Annotated in this window: 14 protein-coding genes, 2 pseudogenes and 1 riboswitch; of the genes and pseudogenes, 8 read left to right on the forward strand and 8 right to left on the reverse strand. The window is 50.7% G+C overall.

Annotation, left to right across the window (positions count from 1 at the left end):
• Nucleotides 1–3: 3 nt before the first annotated feature.
• A complete protein-coding gene (locus L693_RS0115355; RefSeq protein WP_025718011.1) occupies nucleotides 4–639 on the reverse strand; it encodes an HlyD family secretion protein in 636 nt (211 codons plus the stop codon).
• A 131-nt stretch (nucleotides 640–770) separates the two neighbouring features.
• On the opposite strand from L693_RS0115355, the gene L693_RS0115360 reads away from it, so the two are divergent.
• Nucleotides 771–1,325, forward strand: a complete 555-nt coding sequence (locus L693_RS0115360; RefSeq protein WP_025718012.1) for an NAD(P)H-dependent oxidoreductase — start codon at nucleotides 771–773, stop codon at nucleotides 1,323–1,325.
• Nucleotides 1,326–1,335: 10 nt separating this feature from the next.
• Nucleotides 1,336–1,836 (forward strand): hypothetical protein, encoded by a 501-nt coding sequence (locus tag L693_RS0115365; RefSeq protein WP_025718014.1) that lies wholly within the window; start codon nucleotides 1,336–1,338, stop codon nucleotides 1,834–1,836.
• Between the two features lie 79 nt (nucleotides 1,837–1,915).
• Here L693_RS0115365 and L693_RS0115370 read toward each other — a convergent pair.
• Nucleotides 1,916–2,497, reverse strand: a pseudogene (locus L693_RS0115370) (ZIP family metal transporter).
• A 305-nt stretch (nucleotides 2,498–2,802) separates the two neighbouring features.
• On the opposite strand from L693_RS0115370, the gene trxB reads away from it, so the two are divergent.
• Both trxB and L693_RS0115380 read left to right on the forward strand, forming a co-directional pair.
• Entirely contained in the window at nucleotides 2,803–3,744 is a 942-nt protein-coding gene (gene trxB / locus L693_RS0115375) for a thioredoxin-disulfide reductase (RefSeq protein ID WP_025718015.1), read from the forward strand.
• Between the two features lie 62 nt (nucleotides 3,745–3,806).
• Complete coding sequence (locus L693_RS0115380; protein ID WP_007432162.1) at nucleotides 3,807–4,037, forward strand: glutaredoxin family protein; 231 nt, start codon at nucleotides 3,807–3,809, stop codon at nucleotides 4,035–4,037.
• A 66-nt stretch (nucleotides 4,038–4,103) separates the two neighbouring features.
• On the opposite strand, the gene L693_RS0115385 is transcribed toward L693_RS0115380, so the two are convergent.
• Complete coding sequence (locus L693_RS0115385) at nucleotides 4,104–5,276, reverse strand: ROK family transcriptional regulator (protein ID WP_025718017.1); 1,173 nt, start codon at nucleotides 5,274–5,276, stop codon at nucleotides 4,104–4,106.
• A 160-nt stretch (nucleotides 5,277–5,436) separates the two neighbouring features.
• On the opposite strand from L693_RS0115385, the gene xylA reads away from it, so the two are divergent.
• Both xylA and xylB read left to right on the forward strand, forming a co-directional pair.
• Nucleotides 5,437–6,753: a xylose isomerase gene (gene xylA / locus L693_RS0115390; protein WP_025718018.1), complete on the forward strand. Its 1,317-nt coding sequence runs from the start codon at nucleotides 5,437–5,439 to the stop codon at nucleotides 6,751–6,753.
• Nucleotides 6,754–6,810: 57 nt separating this feature from the next.
• Nucleotides 6,811–8,335 (forward strand): annotated as a pseudogene (gene xylB, locus L693_RS0115395) (xylulokinase).
• Between the two features lie 86 nt (nucleotides 8,336–8,421).
• Here xylB and L693_RS29325 read toward each other — a convergent pair.
• Genes L693_RS29325 through L693_RS0115405 form a run of 3 tightly spaced genes read right to left on the reverse strand, consistent with a single transcriptional unit; the run spans nucleotide 8,422 to nucleotide 10,879 of the window.
• On the reverse strand, nucleotides 8,422–8,598 hold the full coding sequence (locus tag L693_RS29325) for a FeoB-associated Cys-rich membrane protein (protein WP_081752150.1): 177 nt from the start codon (nucleotides 8,596–8,598) through the stop codon (nucleotides 8,422–8,424).
• Nucleotides 8,599–8,633: 35 nt separating this feature from the next.
• Entirely contained in the window at nucleotides 8,634–10,643 is a 2,010-nt protein-coding gene (gene feoB / locus L693_RS0115400; RefSeq protein ID WP_025718019.1) for a ferrous iron transport protein B, read from the reverse strand.
• Nucleotides 10,634–10,879 (reverse strand): FeoA family protein, encoded by a 246-nt coding sequence (locus L693_RS0115405; protein WP_025718021.1) that lies wholly within the window; start codon nucleotides 10,877–10,879, stop codon nucleotides 10,634–10,636. Before L693_RS0115405 ends, feoB begins: the two co-directional genes overlap by 10 nt.
• A 280-nt stretch (nucleotides 10,880–11,159) precedes the next feature.
• Here L693_RS0115405 and L693_RS0115410 point away from each other — a divergent pair, with 280 nt between their 5' ends.
• Nucleotides 11,160–12,287, forward strand: a complete 1,128-nt coding sequence (locus L693_RS0115410) for a transglutaminase domain-containing protein (RefSeq protein WP_025718023.1) — start codon at nucleotides 11,160–11,162, stop codon at nucleotides 12,285–12,287.
• Between the two features lie 49 nt (nucleotides 12,288–12,336).
• Entirely contained in the window at nucleotides 12,337–13,719 is a 1,383-nt protein-coding gene (locus L693_RS0115415) for an MFS transporter (RefSeq protein ID WP_025718025.1), read from the forward strand.
• A 68-nt stretch (nucleotides 13,720–13,787) separates the two neighbouring features.
• On the opposite strand, the gene L693_RS0115420 is transcribed toward L693_RS0115415, so the two are convergent.
• Together L693_RS0115420 and L693_RS28180 are read right to left on the reverse strand one after the other, a co-directional pair.
• Nucleotides 13,788–15,254, reverse strand: a complete 1,467-nt coding sequence (locus tag L693_RS0115420; protein WP_025718026.1) for an amino acid permease — start codon at nucleotides 15,252–15,254, stop codon at nucleotides 13,788–13,790.
• Nucleotides 15,255–15,390: 136 nt separating this feature from the next.
• Nucleotides 15,391–15,593: riboswitch (Lysine riboswitch) on the reverse strand.
• 122 nt (nucleotides 15,594–15,715) lie between these two features.
• Nucleotides 15,716–15,920: HEAT repeat domain-containing protein (locus tag L693_RS28180; RefSeq protein WP_197029969.1), on the reverse strand; the 205-nt coding region annotated here is incomplete at its 5' end.

The raw sequence follows: 15,920 nt of genomic DNA on the forward strand, positions 1-15,920 counted from the left end.
CTCCTACTTGTGAACTCTGATGGTTGCACTCATCCCCGGGATAATCCCTAACCCTTTATAGCCTTGAATGGATATGTTGACAGGCACGACCTGTGTCACTTTGGTGTAGTTGGCAGTGGTATTGGAAGTGGGCAGTAGTGAAAAAGTCGATGCGGTCGCCAGACCGATCTTTTCGAGCTTGCCAGTAAGGGACGTATCCGGGTATGCATCAATATATACATCCACGGTCTGTCCAACTTGAAGATCCCTTACAGCTGTTTCATCTATATTGGCGGTAATCCATAAGTTGTTTAGATCAAAAGCCTTTGCCAAAGGTGTACCTACCCCAACAATCGAGTTGTTAACCGCCGATTGCTGCACAATGGTACCATCGGTTGGAATGGTGATGCTAATCCGGCTTCCGCCTCCCTCTACCGTACCGAGTGTACTTCCGGCGGTGTAGGTTTTGCCAACCTCGGCATTCCAGCCTGTGAGCTTGCCCGCGCCTGAAGAGGCAACGGTAACCGCTTGTCCGCTCACTTGAGCATTGTCGGTCTTTATGTAGTTGGCGGATTGATTGTAGTAATAGGCGGCGGCTCCGCCTCCTGCCAGAATAATGATAATAACCAGCAGGTTGACTAATATGGCGCGTGAATTCATATTGCATGCCTCCCTAGTTCTTGGATTTTCAAAGTATGCGCCATATGTTTCATAATATTCAGATGGATTTTGGGAGAAGATAAGAGCGCATGCGAAAAGGATGATTTTGCAGACAAAGGATGAGGCGCATAATGACAACCAGAATCATGATTGTATATGACAGTGAAAATGGGCATACCGAGCGTCTGGCTCGTTCGATCGCAGAAGGCGCACGCCAGGAGAATACGGAAGTACTGCTAAAGCATGTGAAAGAGGCCGATGTGAAAGAACTGGGGAGTGTAGACGCGATCATATGGGGATGCCCGGGCCATTTTGGCACAATCAGCAGCGGTCTGAAAAGCTGGATTGATAAGCTAGGGTATCTGTGGGCGCAGGGCAAGCTGGTGGATAAAATCGGTGCGGTGTTCTGCACAACCGCTACGGTTCATGGCGGCCTGGAATCAACACTTCTCAATCTGATCACCCCGATGCTTCATCAAGGCATGATTATTGTAGGACTGCCCGCCAATGTTACGGAAAATGCACTTTACGGCTCTTATTATGGCGTGGGGATAACCTGTCCGGTGGAGACAGACCCGAATGGGCCACCAAATTTTCCAACAGGTGATGATCTTGCATTAGGTCGCTCTCTGGGCAAACGGGTCGCTGAGATGGCGGGACGGTACCGTAACGCTGCAAAAGAATAGGAGGCCGCCCATGACCATTGCTTTTATCGGAGTAGCTGCGGTTGCCCTTATCTTTTTGCTGGTATTTAATACGAAGATGGCGCGCAAGTCCCCTCCCAAGGCTCGCCAAGCCGATGAGGATTCACGGCAAAGAAGCAAACGTCCTTATCCTGTGCAGGTGGAGCCTGAGGTACGAGAGTTGCCGGATCATACGCGAGAGGCACAGCATAAGGCTGTTGATGCCAGCGAACAACATCATGTCGAGGAACATCACAAGGTGCCTGGTAAACATACGGATGTGAAGGTGGAAAGGGAGCGTGAAGATCAACATGCTACTAATCTAGCTGGTAACCCAGATACACACCAGGCTACTTACGATGATCAGGATTACCGAGCTGCTTTACGCGGATTTGCTGGAAAGGGCAAGGAAGAGGATGGACGCTCTCCAATGACCCATGGGGAGAATGAGGCTCTGAAAAGCGAGGACGAGCAGTATCGTGAGGCATTGCGCTCCATGAACCGGAAAAAATGAGGGTTCTCCATTGAACACGCCAAAAAGGCTGCTTTACTGTCTGGTTTACAGGCAGAAGGCAGTCTTTTTGTGTTTCCGGCTATAGCCATTCGGTCAGCCCAATCATCGTAATCAAGCCGAGAATAAAAGAGAATGTGGCGATCCGCTGATTGCCGTCCCCGTGACTTTCAGGATCAGCTCCTTGTAGACGATAAACATCATAGCTCCGGCGGCAAAAGCTAAGCCGTAAGGGACCAGTCCGTTGACCCAGCTGCTCAAATAAAATCCGACCAGACTCGTAATGATTTCCACAGCTCCGGTGAGGGTGGCAATGCCTAATGCCTTGAAACGACCGATGTTTTGATTCACGAGAAATAAGGCTACGATAAAGCCCTCCGGGGCATTTTGCAGGCCGATGGAAAAGGCGATCAAATTGCCGAGATTTTGGGTTTCACTCGCGTAGCTGACTCCGACGGAAAGCCCTGAGACAGCCGAGCAAAATGCCGGCAGACAGCACAAACCAATTGGAATGCCGGATGGCTTCGGGAATCAGGTTATACACGGATGCAGAGGTCATGATTCCTGCGGCATAAGCCAGCAAAACATCGCGAAGTCGATGGGTAATATTGCGCATAAATAATATGGGCACGGCGCCGAGTCCGGTGGACAGGGCGGAAATCAGACTGCCTACAAAACGTCATTCATAATCGGGATAACCGCTCCATACCTGATTAATCTTCCAGCGTCGCTTCATGAAAACTTCATTTGACTGTTTACAGTTATTTCCGCATAATGAAATTAGGATTTAGAATCAGTCTAAAGTCATAGGATGTTATTAAACAAGGGATTCATTTTTACATCAGCCGGGTGTCCACATTTTGGATAGGCTGCTGGAAGAACTGATTTTAGAGTATATGCAGTAGCCCAGCGCCCGGTAACGAAAACTCGCTATATAATACTATATGATATTTTAGGAGGAACCAAGATATGTACAAGTCCATTATTATAGGTACCGGCCCTGCCGGTCTGACCGCTGCGATCTATCTGGCACGTGCCAACATGAACCCACTGGTGATCGAAGGACCACAGCCAGGCGGACAATTGACCACGACTACTGAGGTCGAAAACTTCCCAGGTTTTCCGGAAGGAATCATGGGACCCGATTTGATGGACAATATGCGTAAGCAAGCGGAGCGTTTTGGTGCTGAATTCCGTACAGGCTGGGTGAACAAGGTCGATACAACCGCTCGTCCTTTTACATTGGATGTAGAGGGTTTGGGTGAATTGGTTACCGACACGCTGATCATTTCCACAGGCGCAACTGCAAAATACCTGGGGATTCCCGGCGAACAGGATAACATCGGACGCGGCGTGAGCACTTGCGCGACCTGTGACGGATTCTTTTTCCGTGGCAAGGAAATTGTGGTCATCGGTGGTGGGGATTCCGCGCTGGAGGAAGCTAACTTCCTGACACGTTTTGCCTCCAAAGTAACGTTGATACATCGCCGTGAAGAACTGCGCGCCTCCAAAATTATGCAGGATCGTGCTCGTGCCAACAGTAAAATTGAGTGGGCGCTCAATCGTACTCCTGTAGAAGTGATTGCTGACGAGAACGGAGTAACCGGCTTAAAGGTACTGAACAATGCTACAGGCGAAGAAGAAATCATTACGGTTAGCGGTGTATTCGTGGCCATCGGTCACCATCCGAACACAGGCTTCCTCGAGGGTCAAATTACAACCGATGCGAACGGTTATATCGTCGTAAATCCTGGTACTTCCGAAACGAACGTACCCGGGGTATTCGCTTGTGGCGACGTACAGGATACACGCTACAGACAAGCGATTACAGCAGCAGGCAGCGGCTGCATGGCCGCTATGGACAGCGAGAAGTATATCGAAAGCCTGGAGCACAGCGCATTGGCTCTGTAATATTTCGTTACAAGTATGAATAAATATATTATTTACAACAATAATTGATGAGGTGATCTATCATGGAAAAAGCAATTGTATACACATCTACAAACTGCCCGCATTGCCGTCAAGTCAAAAGCTATTTGAGCGAAAAAGGCGTAGAGTACGAAGAACGCAACATTGAAACAAATGAAGCGTTCGCACAAGAGGTTTGGGATATGGGCATTCGTGCCGTTCCGTTGACTTTGATCGGGGAAGAACGTATTTCCGGTATGAACAAAACCAAGTTTGAAAAAGTGTTGAACGCTTAATCAACTGGGGAATAATCAAAATAAAAGGGCGTATAGGAGCTTTTAATGTTCCTGTACGCCCTTTTTTTACAGAGATACCCGTACACGCCCGAGGAAAGGGGCTGTCGCTGCATAGGCAGCGCCCAACATGGTCGAACGGCTGCCCAGCGTGGAAAAACGGATTTGCAATTGCCGACGATGATAGGGCAGGGCACGTTCATCAATCACCTCACGCATACTCTCTTCCAGCCATGGTCTGGCTTCCGCGAGTGGACCGCCAATAATAAGCATTCCGGGGTTGAGACTATTTACAATGTTGGTAATGCCCACACCCAAATATCGCCCGATATCATGAAAGACGCTTAACGTATCCGCGTCACCTTGCCGGGCGAACGGCAGTAATTCCGCTGTACTGCGTGCGGGCAGCTTGAAAGTGGATGCCGTATATGCTTTTTCCGAAGCATACAGCTCCCAACAGCCCCGGCTGCCGCAGGAGCAGAGCCGTCCATTCCAGTCAATGGTCATATGACCTGTCTCTCCGGCGTACCCCCAGGCTCCTTGATACGGCTTGCCGTCAATGATAATCCCTGCTCCGATCCCGGACCCTGCACTGATGTAGACCAGATCCCGTACCAGCTGTCGATGCTCGCCGTCCATACCATAGTACAGCTCGCCCTGCGCACCGACGTTGGCCTCGTTATCCACGATGACGGGAAGGTCAAGCGCAGTCTCAAGCTGCTGCCGCAGAGGGACCTCTTCCCAGCCCAGATTGGGTGCGAACAAAACCATTCCTGATTCATCCACCATACCCGGCACCCCCAGTCCAATGCCGACGATACCATGAGGGGAGGGAGGAGTGACCTGCATAAGCTCCTGAACCAGCTTTTGAATCTGCTCCATGACAAAGGCAGGATCATGCTGTCTCAGGGGGAGGGAAAGCTCTGTCTCAATGGCTCCCGCCAAATCAGTCAGAGCACCCTTGATATACTGCACACTAACCTCGATGCCAAGCACAAAGCCAGCACGGCTGTTAAACAGCAGCATTAAAGGCTTGCGCCCGCCACTGGATTCACCTAAACCCGTTTCATATACAAGTCCCTCGGTGATCAGCTCTGCTACCAGATTGGAGACGGTGGCCTTGTTTAACCCGGTTTGACTTGATAATTGTGCTCGGGATAGCGGGGCATGGAGGCGGATGCGCTCCAGCACAATGGATTTATTCAGCTTTTTGACAAGCGCCTGATCGCCGGTGACATTCATGTTCTTTTCACTTCCTGTTGGTGTAATTCTCGATATTATATCATAAAAACAAACTTAGTTTAAGCAATAGACAAAGTTATTTTCCTGTGCTAGAATCTTTTTTTGTAAACGGTTACTATAACGATTGACATAGCAATTACTACAAAGGAGGAACTTATTGATGGCTTATTTCGAGCAGGTATCTAAAATTAATTTTGAGGGCAAGCAATCCAATAATCCTTTTGCATTTAAATTTTATAATCCACAGGAAGTTGTGGCTGGGAAAACGATGGAGGAGCATTTGCGTTTTAGCATGGCTTATTGGCATACACTCGTTGCAGGCGGCACTGATCCATTTGGGGTAGAGACAGCGGAGCGTCCGTGGTCCAAATTCACCGGGCTGGATTTGGCGAAGGCTCGTGTGGAAGCTGCCTTTGAGCTGCTGGATAAGCTGAACCTGCCTTATTTCGCTTTCCACGATGTGGATATTGCCCCGGAGGGCGCTTCCCTGAAGGAATTCCACAGTAATCTGGATACGATCGTGGACCTGATTGAGGAGCATATGAAGGCTACGGGTAAAAAGCTGCTGTGGAACACGGCGAACATGTTTAGCCATCCTCGTTATTTGCATGGAGCTGCAACCACCTGCAATGCGGACGTATACGCACATGCAGCCGCCCAGATTAAAAAGGGTTTGGAAGTAGGCAAGCGCTTGGGCGCAGACAACTATGTGTTCTGGGGAGGCCGCGAAGGCTACGAAACACTGCTGAATACGGATTTGAAGCTGGAACAGGATAACCTGGGCCGAATGTTCCATATGGCTGTCGACTATGCGCGTGAAATTGGCTTTGATGCTCAGTTCCTGATCGAGCCTAAACCGAAGGAGCCAACCAAGCATCAGTATGATTTTGATGCGGCAACGACGATTGCTTTCCTACAAAAATATGATCTGGATCAGCATTTCAAGCTTAATCTGGAGGCTAATCATGCGACGTTGGCAGGCCATACTTTTGATCATGAGCTACGTGTGGCACGGATTAACGGTATGCTGGGATCACTGGATGCCAACCAGGGAGATTTGCTGCTGGGCTGGGATACGGACGAATTCCCGGTTGATCTGTATGATGCGACCCTGACCATGTATGAGGTGCTGCAAAACGAGGGCCTGGGTCGTGGTGGTATCAACTTTGATGCCAAGGTGCGCAGAGCATCGTTTGAGCCCGAAGATCTGTTCCTCGCACACATTGCAGGCATGGATACGTATGCGAAAGGCTTGAAGGTAGCCGCCAAACTGATTGAGGATCGTGTGTTTGAGGACTTTATTGACAAGCGCTACAGCAGCTTTAAAGAAGGCATTGGAGCAGATATCGTTTCCGGAAAAGCAACGCTTGCTTCTCTGGCTGAGTATGCACTGGCGAACGAAGCACCACGTAAAAACGTATCTGGTCGTCAGGAATATTTGAAGGCCACATTAAATCAATACATTTTGGCGGATTAAAATTAGAATCTATACATCAAATAATATCTACACGTTAACAGGGAAGGAGGAACTTCGATGCAGGAAAAGCTAAAACAGGAGCAGGAACACTATGTCATCGGCGTCGATCTGGGTACCAGCGCAGTCAAAACGGTACTGGTCAACCGCAAGGGGCAGGTAGCTTGGGAAACCTCCCAGTCTTATCCACTCCAACAGCCGAAGGCAGGGTACAGTGAGCAGCATCCTGAGGACTGGGTCCGTGGTACGTTAGCCTCTCTGCAAGAGCTTGTGGAAAAGGCCGGAATCGGCGGGGCAGAGGCCGTGGACGGCATTAGCTTTTCGGGACAGATGCACGGGCTTGTGCTGATCGACAAGGAAGGCCAGGTTTTGCGTCCGGCTATTCTGTGGAATGACACGCGTACAACGGCACAATGCCGCCGCATTGAAGAAAAGCTCGGACCAGAGCTGCTGAGCATTGCACGCAATCGCGCGCTGGAGGGCTTCACACTGCCCAAGCTGCTGTGGGTGCAGGAGCATGAGCCGGACGTGCTGGCTCGTGCAGCTCATTTTATGCTGCCGAAGGATTATGTGCGATACCGTCTGACAGGAAAGCTGGCAATGGAATATTCGGATGCGGCGGGCACGCTGCTGCTGGATGTCGCTCAAAAGCAGTGGAGCCAAAAGCTTGCCGCTGCTTTTGAACTGCCGATGTCACTGTTCCCGCCGCTGGTGGAATCCTTCGACCAGGCGGGTACATTGTTACCGGAGATTGCCGAGCAGAGCGGACTTTCGCCTGCAACGAAGGTGTATGCAGGGGGAGCGGACAACGCATGCGGTGCGATTGGCGCAGGTATTTTGAGCGAAGGCCGCACTATGTGCAGCATCGGCACCTCGGGCGTTGTGCTTTCCTATGAGGAGCGCAAGGATATTGATGTACAGGGCCGGGCGCATTTTTTTAAATCATAGTGAGCAGGATGCTTATTATATCATGGGCGTTACACTTGCGGCCGGGTACAGCTTAACCTGGTTTAAGGAAACCTTTGCGCCGGGGCTTTCTTTTGATGCGCTGCTGGAGGATGTCGGCTCTGTGGAGCCAGGTAGCCAGGGGCTGCTGTTTACGCCTTATATTGTCGGCGAACGTACCCCTCATCCGAATGCTACTATTCGGGGCAGCTTTATCGGGATGGACGCGGGACATAAGCTTGCGCATTTTACACGGTCGGTGCTGGAGGGAATTACCTTTTCGCTCAAGGAATCTATTGATATTCTCAGAGGAACGGGCAAGACGGTGAAGGAAGTCACCTCCATCGGCGGTGGGGCGCGTAATGAGGCGTGGCTGCAAATGCAGGCAGATATTTTCAATGCGGATATCATCAAGCTGGAGAGTGAGCAGGGACCTGCCCTGGGGGCGGCCATGCTGGCTGCATACGGTAGCGGCTGGTTTGAATCGCTGCAAGCGTGTGCTGAAGCTTTCCTTCGTGAGGCGGCGAGATATTCACCGAACCCCGAGCGTGTGGCTCGATATGAAGGCCTGTATGAGCTGTATCGTGAAGTTTACCTGCACACGCGGGAGCTCAATGAGCATTTGGCAGAGTATCGCTAGATAGGGTGAGCTATGAGTGTAAAGGAAAAGCGTCTGCGGGTTAGGATCAACCTGCAGACGCTTTTTTCATGGGATGCTTAGCCGGATTAGATGTTTCTCTTAATGTTGACATGATCTTCATTCACAGTACTCGCGGCACAGCCCGGACATGACTTGCTCGATGAGCACCCGGCACAGGCACCTTGGCGGCTTTTTCGCAAAAAGCGCACCAACACCCACGCGCTATAACCAAGGATCGCCAATAAAATAATAATATTAATCATGGAATCCACTTCCTTTTATATTCATAGGGGCTAGCTTAACCCCAACCTAATAATCTGCCACACTGATAAATGAAGACGGCGATGATATATGCGACGGTCAAAGGATAGATCACAGAAAATGCGGTCCAGCGCCAGGAAAGTGTCTCTTTACGAATAACCGCTACCGTAGCCAGACACGGCACATACAACAGAATGAACACCATAAAGCTAAAGGAAGCAAGCGGTGTAAAGGCATGGCTAACCTGCAGCTCCAGTCCCTGCATATCAGGAACGTGGTAAATGATATTCATCGTGGATACGATAACCTCCTTGGCCATAAAGCCCGTAAGCAGAGACGCGCCTGCTTGCCAGGTGCCGAAACCGAGAGGGGCCAATATGGGTGCAAACCATCCTCCAACCGTGGCGAGCAGACTGTCATCCATTTCTGCACCGAAGCCTTGCGGACCAAAATTGGACAACAGCCAGATGCCGACGGAGCCGGCAAGAATAATCGTTCCGGCCTTACGAGCAAAGCCCTTGACCTTCTCCCATGTGCTGCGAAATAGTGTAAGAGCTTGCGGCACCCGATAGGGAGGGAGCTCCACGATGAAGAGGGAGGGCTCGCCTGATAAAATGGACACTTTGGAAAAAATTTTAGCAAGTATAAGCGATACGGTGATTCCGAGTACGTACATCAGCATAATGATGCTTGCCGCATGTGTCGGGAAAAATACCCCTGCGAACAACGCATACACCGGCAGGCGGGCCGAGCAGGACATAAAAGGCACCAGCAACGTTGTAATGAGGCGTTCTCTCGGCTGTTCAATGGTGCGTGCCGCCATAATCGCCGGAACATTGCAGCCAAATCCGATGATGAAGGGGATGAAGCTTTTCCCGTTCAAGCCAACCGCCTGCATCAGACGGTCCATTAATATCGTGACCCGTGCCATATATCCGGAATCCTCAATCACCGAGATGATCAGGAATAAAATAGCGATCTGGGGCAGAAACACGAGCACGCCCCCGACTCCAGCCACGATGCCGTCCACGACCAGACTTTGCGTAAAAGCAGAGGCATTCCATTGAACTAGCACTTCAGAAATAAAGCTGCTTAGTGTCCCGGAAAAGAATCCGTCCAGCATATCTGAAAGGATCGTACCTGCCCAATCGAAGGTAAACTTGAAGGTAGCGTACATCAGCAGCAGAAAGATCGGAATCCCCAGATACCGATGGGTTAGCACCGCGTCCAGCTTATCCGTCAGACCGTGTGGCTTGAGCTTGGAGGTGTCGAGCACCCTGGTGCACAGATCAGCGATCCATGCTGAACGTACAGAACGGATATGCTGGGCAGGGGTGGCTGTATAACCTTCGCCGTGAAGATCTTCCTCACAGCGCTGGATACGTGCAGTGACCTTTTCACGCTGTACCTCATTTGTCATCCAGTCCATGACGACAGGATTGTTTTCCAGACATTGCAGCGCGGCCCATCGAAGTTGAAGTACAGGCGCCTCCGTTAACAGGCTGCCTATATCTGTAATCGCGGCTTCGACGGCAGGACCGTAGTCTAATTGAAAAGTATTGGATGTGCGCCGTACCTCTCGCAGAGAGGCAAGCATTTGCTTACTTCCGCTGCCTGTACGGGCCACCATAGGAATAATAGGAACGTTCAATTGCTCAGCCAGCAATTCTTTGTTTACGCGGAGACCCGTCGCATCAGCTACGTCGGTCATGTTTAAGCCGAGTACAAGCGGACGGCCATACTCCAGTAGCTGTATGGTCAAATACAGATTACGCTGGAGCTGGGAGGCATCCACGATGTTAATGAGGGCCGCTGGTGGCTCTTCCAGTAAAAAACGGGTTGCTACACCTTCGTCCAGCGAAAGAGGAAGTAAGGAATAGGCCCCCGGCAAATCCACCAAAACGGCAGACTTGTCGCGCAGGAGCCCCGTTTTCTTTTCCACCGTGACCCCCGACCAGTTGCCCACCTCTGCATACGTACGCGTCAGCTTGTTGAATAATGAGGTTTTTCCCGTGTTGGGATTGCCAAATAGAGCAATCATGTCCATGCTGGAACGACCTCCAGTTGCTTCACCTGATTTTGACGGAGGCCAACCAGCTGACCATTGCATTCAATGACAATAGGACCACCCAACAAACTGATTTTTTTCAACCGTATAATGGAACCTTCGTCAATACCCATGTCTGTTAAGCGGCGGCGCAATGAGGGGTGGAGAGGTGCGAGAGATTGCAAACGCACAGTCCGGCCTAATGGACTACGAAGGAGTGAGATACATTCTGGCATGGTACTCAGCCTTTCTGATGTAGAATGAGAATCAATATCATTTAGTTCCGATGCCAGTACCATATCATAAGGAGTGCCAGGTTGCAATGATAAAATTCTCACTGAAATGAATGTGTGCCTGCTATTCCGTCTGCTATAAAAGGCAGTATGGTGTCGCAAACTGCCTCGGATTGGGCCTATACTCGTCTGCAACCGACAAAACTAGAGCGCTTGGGGCAGCTGTTTTTATGGTAAGATAGAGCTGTTTACAACTATGCTAAGAAGGGCAGGAACGCTCTGTATGAACAGAAAAATCGGGGTTAGGCTTGTAAAATGTCTGGTTGCGGGCGCAGCGCTGGCTGTGTTGCTGCCGCAGGCTGTGAAGTGGGGTAACAACGTATATGCGGCTTCGGTCAAGCCGACTTTATCCGTATCATCGCAGCAGCTTCAGAATAAGCTTTTAAAGGCCATGGATACACGGAGTGAAACGCTGACCTTTACATATCAAGGGCGGGTGAACGGTCTCAAGCAGCAGCTAGAGACGGCCATTCAACAGGCTATGGAAAGCGACCCGTATGTGAATTATACGATCAAAAGTTATGCATTCAGCTATACTGGCACCACCACGTCTGCGCAGGTCACGATTCGTTTGAGCTACCGTGAAACGAAGGAACAGACAGCCTACGTGGATAGCACAGTTCAATCCGTGCTGGGTGACATCATTACGAAGGGCATGACCGATCATGAGAAGGTAAAGGCCATCCATGACTGGATCGTGGTTCGTCTCAAATATGATGAAACGCAGCAAAAGTATACAGCCTACGATGGTCTGAAAACCGGGAGTACTGTCTGTCAGGGCTATTCACTGCTAGCCTACAAAATGCTGGAACGTGCAGGGATTACGAACCGGATTGTAGAAGGAAGAGCAGGGGGCCAACTGCATGCATGGAATCTTGTATTACTGGATGGGCACTGGTATCACATGGATACGACCTGGGATGATCCAACTCCGGATCGCGGAAACGAGGTAAGCACTTCCTATTATCTGCTGACTGATACCGAAATGCGCCGGGACCACACATGGGTTAAACCGTACCCTCAGGCGAACACAATATATCGGCAGACCTTATCAGCGCTAATAGCTGCGGGAGGACCGAAGGCTGCTGTGTATCAAAAGCTGTACAATAACCTGGAATATCCGCTGCAAGACGGCAAAGGGCTGGTTAAATCATCTGCCGACATCAGGGAGCAGGTTCGCACGGCTGTAAATAAAGGGGGGACGACGCTTACCTTCGGATATCAGGGAACAGAGCGAAGCCTCAAGGAGGATTTGCAGCCATTGTATCAGCTCGGTTTGAAGTCCATCTCCTATCAGATTACAAATTTAGGCAGTACCGGGAATCTTCGTGTAACACTGAAATGGACCTGATCATCTTGCTGTAAAAAAAGCTACACTACTAAAGGAGCATTTTATTGATATGCACAAGCGTTCCTTTACCTATTTGCTTGGCACGCAGACCATGTCAAATGCGGCCGACATTCTTTATATTATGGCACTTGTATCGCTCGTTTTTCATGAAACGGATTCGATCTTTTCCTCGGTGCTCGTTCCATTGCTGCGGATGGGAGCACAGATGATCAGCGGATTTTTGGCACCGCTGCTTTTGGCCCGATTTCAGCTGCCTTTTATTTTATTCGTTTCCCAGCTCGGGCAGCTGGCTTTCTTCGCCGTTCTGCTGGGTCACCTGTGGTCAGCGGGTACGGAGCCGATATGGATGCTTGTGTTTACGATGGTGGCAGCCATGTCTTTTCTGGATGGCTGGACTACACCTGCACGTAATGCGTTGATTCCTCGACTTGCATCCGGGGATGGGCTGATGCGGGCGAACAGTCTTGTATCGGTCAGCGATCAGACGGTGCAGTTAGCGGGTTGGGGGCTTAGCGGTGTCCTTGTAGCCATGCTGGGCTCTGAGAAGACACTGCTGGTGGCTGGTGGGCTGTATATGGTGGCTCTGATTTTCACCAGCTTGATCCGAGATCCATTAGAGGGCAAGGTCCATTACTTGCTGCAGCCCGGAACACGAGTACGAAGCGGGGATGCTTTAGCGGCCGAAACTGTATCTGAGCCGGGGCAAGAGCGTCATGACATGCCTCCTGTGCATTTGGAGGATACGCTGCTTGGACATGAGTCAGAGAGCCCGGCATTACCTTCGAAGCGTAAAAAGGAAATACTGCGTGAAGGCTGGAGCCTTATCGGAGCCAGTCGAAGGCTCAAAGCTCTTATTTTTATGGATATGATTGACCTGCTAGGAGGCTCAGTTTGGGTCGGCGCGTTCACGCTTGCTTTTGCTCAGCAGGTTCTGCACAAGAGTGAGGCATGGTGGGGATACATTAATGCAGCGTATTTTGCAGGCGCAATTGGTGGAGGCATCGTTGTCCTCGCCTGCGTTAAGCTTTTGCAGCGCAGACTGCTGCCTGCCATGCTGGCGGGGATGGCAGGCTACTGCCTGCTGACAGCTTGGTATGCTCTGAACACACTACCGCCACTGACGCTGCTGATCGTGCTGTTGATGGGACTACCTGCGGAAATGTCTGTCGTATCCCGCCGTACGATGATGCAAATGAGTGTGTCTGTGCATGATTTGCCCAAGGTGCTGTCTGCTCAGGCCACACTGACAAGTCTGACCTTTTGTATTTCGCTGCTCTTAATGGGCTGGATTGCAGATCATCTGGGCATCGTTAATTTGTACTTGTTTTCCTCATTGTTGACACTGATTGCTGTAATATACGGCATCTTTAGTCGACGTGCCTTGGCTACGTCAGTAACAGCTACAGTAGCAGCAGCTTCTCCCTCCAAATAAAAAAACAAAAAGCCCGTCTCCGGGCATATAAGGTGAACATGTGGAGACGGGCTTTTTTACTATTATATTTATTTATCCGAGGATGCATCTGAACTCAAATCACATGCTTTTAATGGAACGACTTTGGTACGTTTGATCCATTTGTAGCCGAACCACAGAATAAGGAACAGTGGCACACTCATGTACGTAGCAATCATCCTCTTCCAGTCGATCTCCTGTCCGGTGAAGGCATCCGCACCTTGCCCGATAATAACAATGATACACAGCGCGAAGGCGAACAACGGTCCGAACGGGAACCAGCGTGCTTTGTAAGGAAGCTCACTCAGACTGTGGCCCTGTGCTGTAAAGGCGCGGCGGAAGCGATAGTGACTGACTGCAATCCCGACCCACGTAATAAATCCGCACATCCCGGAGGCGTTTAGCAGCCAGTTGTAGACGACACCGTCTCCGTACAGAGAAGCGAGAAAAGCCAGCATCCCGACAGCAGTCGTGATCAGTAAGGCATTCATAGGAATGCCGCGTCGATTGACGCGTCCGAGGATGCGGGGAGCTTTGCCTTCACGTGCCAAAGCAAACAATACACGTGTCGCCGCGTACATCCCCGAGTTGCCTGCCGACAATACGGAAGTCAAAATGACAGCGTTCATGACAGAGGCGGCAATCGCAAGTCCGGCTTTTTCAAACACAAGCGTGAACGGGCTGACGCCAATGTCACTGATATCTCCCCGCAGCAAATTCGGATTCGTGTACGGAATGATCAATCCAATGACGAGAATCGCCAGAATATAAAAGAACAGGATGCGCCAAAAGATTTGGCGAATAGCACGCGGCACATTATCACGCGGATTTTCACTCTCTCCAGCGGCTACGCCGATCAGCTCTGTTCCCTGAAAGGAAAAGCCCGCAGCCATGAATACACCCAATACGGCAAAGAATCCGCCATGGAACGGAGCGTCTCCGACAGTGAAGTTGGCGAAGCCAACCGCCGGCCCCCCCATAATGCCGAAGATCATCAGCACACCCACAGCCAAAAAGATCACAACGGTCACAATTTTAATCATGGCAAACCAGTATTCAGACTCACCGTACCCTTTGACCGTCAACGCGTTCAACGCAAAGATTACGGCCAGAAATAGCAGACTCCACCAGGCGGAGTGGCTTTCCGGGAACCAATATTTGATCAGCACTGTCGCTGCTGCCAACTCGGCGGCAATCGTTACCGCCCAGTTGTACCAGAAGTTCCAGCCCATGGCGAAACCAAAGGCCGGATCAACGAAGCGACCTGCATAGGTGTTAAAAGAGCCGGATTCGGGCATAAACGTAGCCAATTCACCAAGGCTGGTCATCAGGAAGTAAACCATGAGGCCGACTGCCGCATAGGCCAGCAGGGCTCCGCCAGGTCCAGCTTCGGCAACCGCGCCTCCACTGGCAAGGAACAGGCCTGTTCCGATGGAGCCCCCGAGGGCGATCATCGTCATATGTCGGGCTTTGAGACTTTTTCGCAAGGTTGCGTCAGGTGTTGCTTTGTGTTGCACGTTCAAACACTCCTTCATGAAATTGTATTTCATGTCAGGGCAAGAGCCAGAAGGAGGGGGGAGTATATAAATCAAAAAACCGCAGGGAAATACGCCTGCGGTCTTGTCTATGCATTCCGCACCATACCTTCTTCTATAACAAGATAGCTCAACACACGTGTCTGTGTCAGGACAACGCGTGACAGTTCTGCTCCTTTCGGTCAGCAGCCCCAGCATTCGGAGTATTTACAAAGAGTCAACTCCGCATACTTCGGCGGGTGTACCTTTCCACTGGAATCACAGACGGCTCTTGACGTCTCCTCCGGTGTACTGATTACATCCGCGACCTCTACCTCATCATAAAACAGGGTTGATGAGGTGTATGACATGATATTTTATTGTATAGCGAACTACAGTATAACGTACCTGTACATCTTCTGACAATCGACAATTTTTTGAAAATCCTTTCGTAGAAGCTTTAATCAAGAGTTGCGCTTGGCCATCTGCTGCCACACGGTGCCTGCGGCTTGCTCGCCTGATTCGATGCGCTCCAGCGCCATTTTGGCCTGTAGACTGACCTCGAATTCGGGGTCATCGACAGCCTTCTCCAGCGCGTCACGCGCCTCCTCGGTCCCGACCTCGTATAAAAAACGGGCGGCCCGCCAGCGAACCAGCTTGCTGCTGTCC

It is taken from the genome of Paenibacillus sp. 1-18, from assembly GCF_000520755.1.
Lineage (GTDB): Bacteria > Bacillota > Bacilli > Paenibacillales > Paenibacillaceae > Paenibacillus > Paenibacillus brasilensis.

Bases quoted from the DNA above. Each gene is read 5' to 3' on its own strand.
- L693_RS0115365 (WP_025718014.1), top strand. From the start codon at position 1,336: ATGACCATTGCTTTTATCGGAGTAGCTGCGGTTGCCCTTATCTTTTTG.
- L693_RS0115405 (WP_025718021.1), bottom strand. From the start codon at position 10,879: ATGCCAGAATGTATCTCACTCCTTCGTAGTCCATTAGGCCGGACTGTG.
- feoB (WP_025718019.1), bottom strand. From the start codon at position 10,643: ATGGACATGATTGCTCTATTTGGCAATCCCAACACGGGAAAAACCTCA.
- xylA (WP_025718018.1), top strand. From the start codon at position 5,437: ATGGCTTATTTCGAGCAGGTATCTAAAATTAATTTTGAGGGCAAGCAA.
- L693_RS0115385 (WP_025718017.1), bottom strand. From the start codon at position 5,276: ATGAATGTCACCGGCGATCAGGCGCTTGTCAAAAAGCTGAATAAATCC.
- L693_RS0115360 (WP_025718012.1), top strand. From the start codon at position 771: ATGACAACCAGAATCATGATTGTATATGACAGTGAAAATGGGCATACC.
- L693_RS29325 (WP_081752150.1), bottom strand. From the start codon at position 8,598: ATGATTAATATTATTATTTTATTGGCGATCCTTGGTTATAGCGCGTGG.
- trxB (WP_025718015.1), top strand. From the start codon at position 2,803: ATGTACAAGTCCATTATTATAGGTACCGGCCCTGCCGGTCTGACCGCT.
- L693_RS0115355 (WP_025718011.1), bottom strand. From the start codon at position 639: ATGAATTCACGCGCCATATTAGTCAACCTGCTGGTTATTATCATTATT.
- L693_RS0115380 (WP_007432162.1), top strand. From the start codon at position 3,807: ATGGAAAAAGCAATTGTATACACATCTACAAACTGCCCGCATTGCCGT.
- L693_RS0115415 (WP_025718025.1), top strand. From the start codon at position 12,337: ATGCACAAGCGTTCCTTTACCTATTTGCTTGGCACGCAGACCATGTCA.
- L693_RS0115410 (WP_025718023.1), top strand. From the start codon at position 11,160: ATGAACAGAAAAATCGGGGTTAGGCTTGTAAAATGTCTGGTTGCGGGC.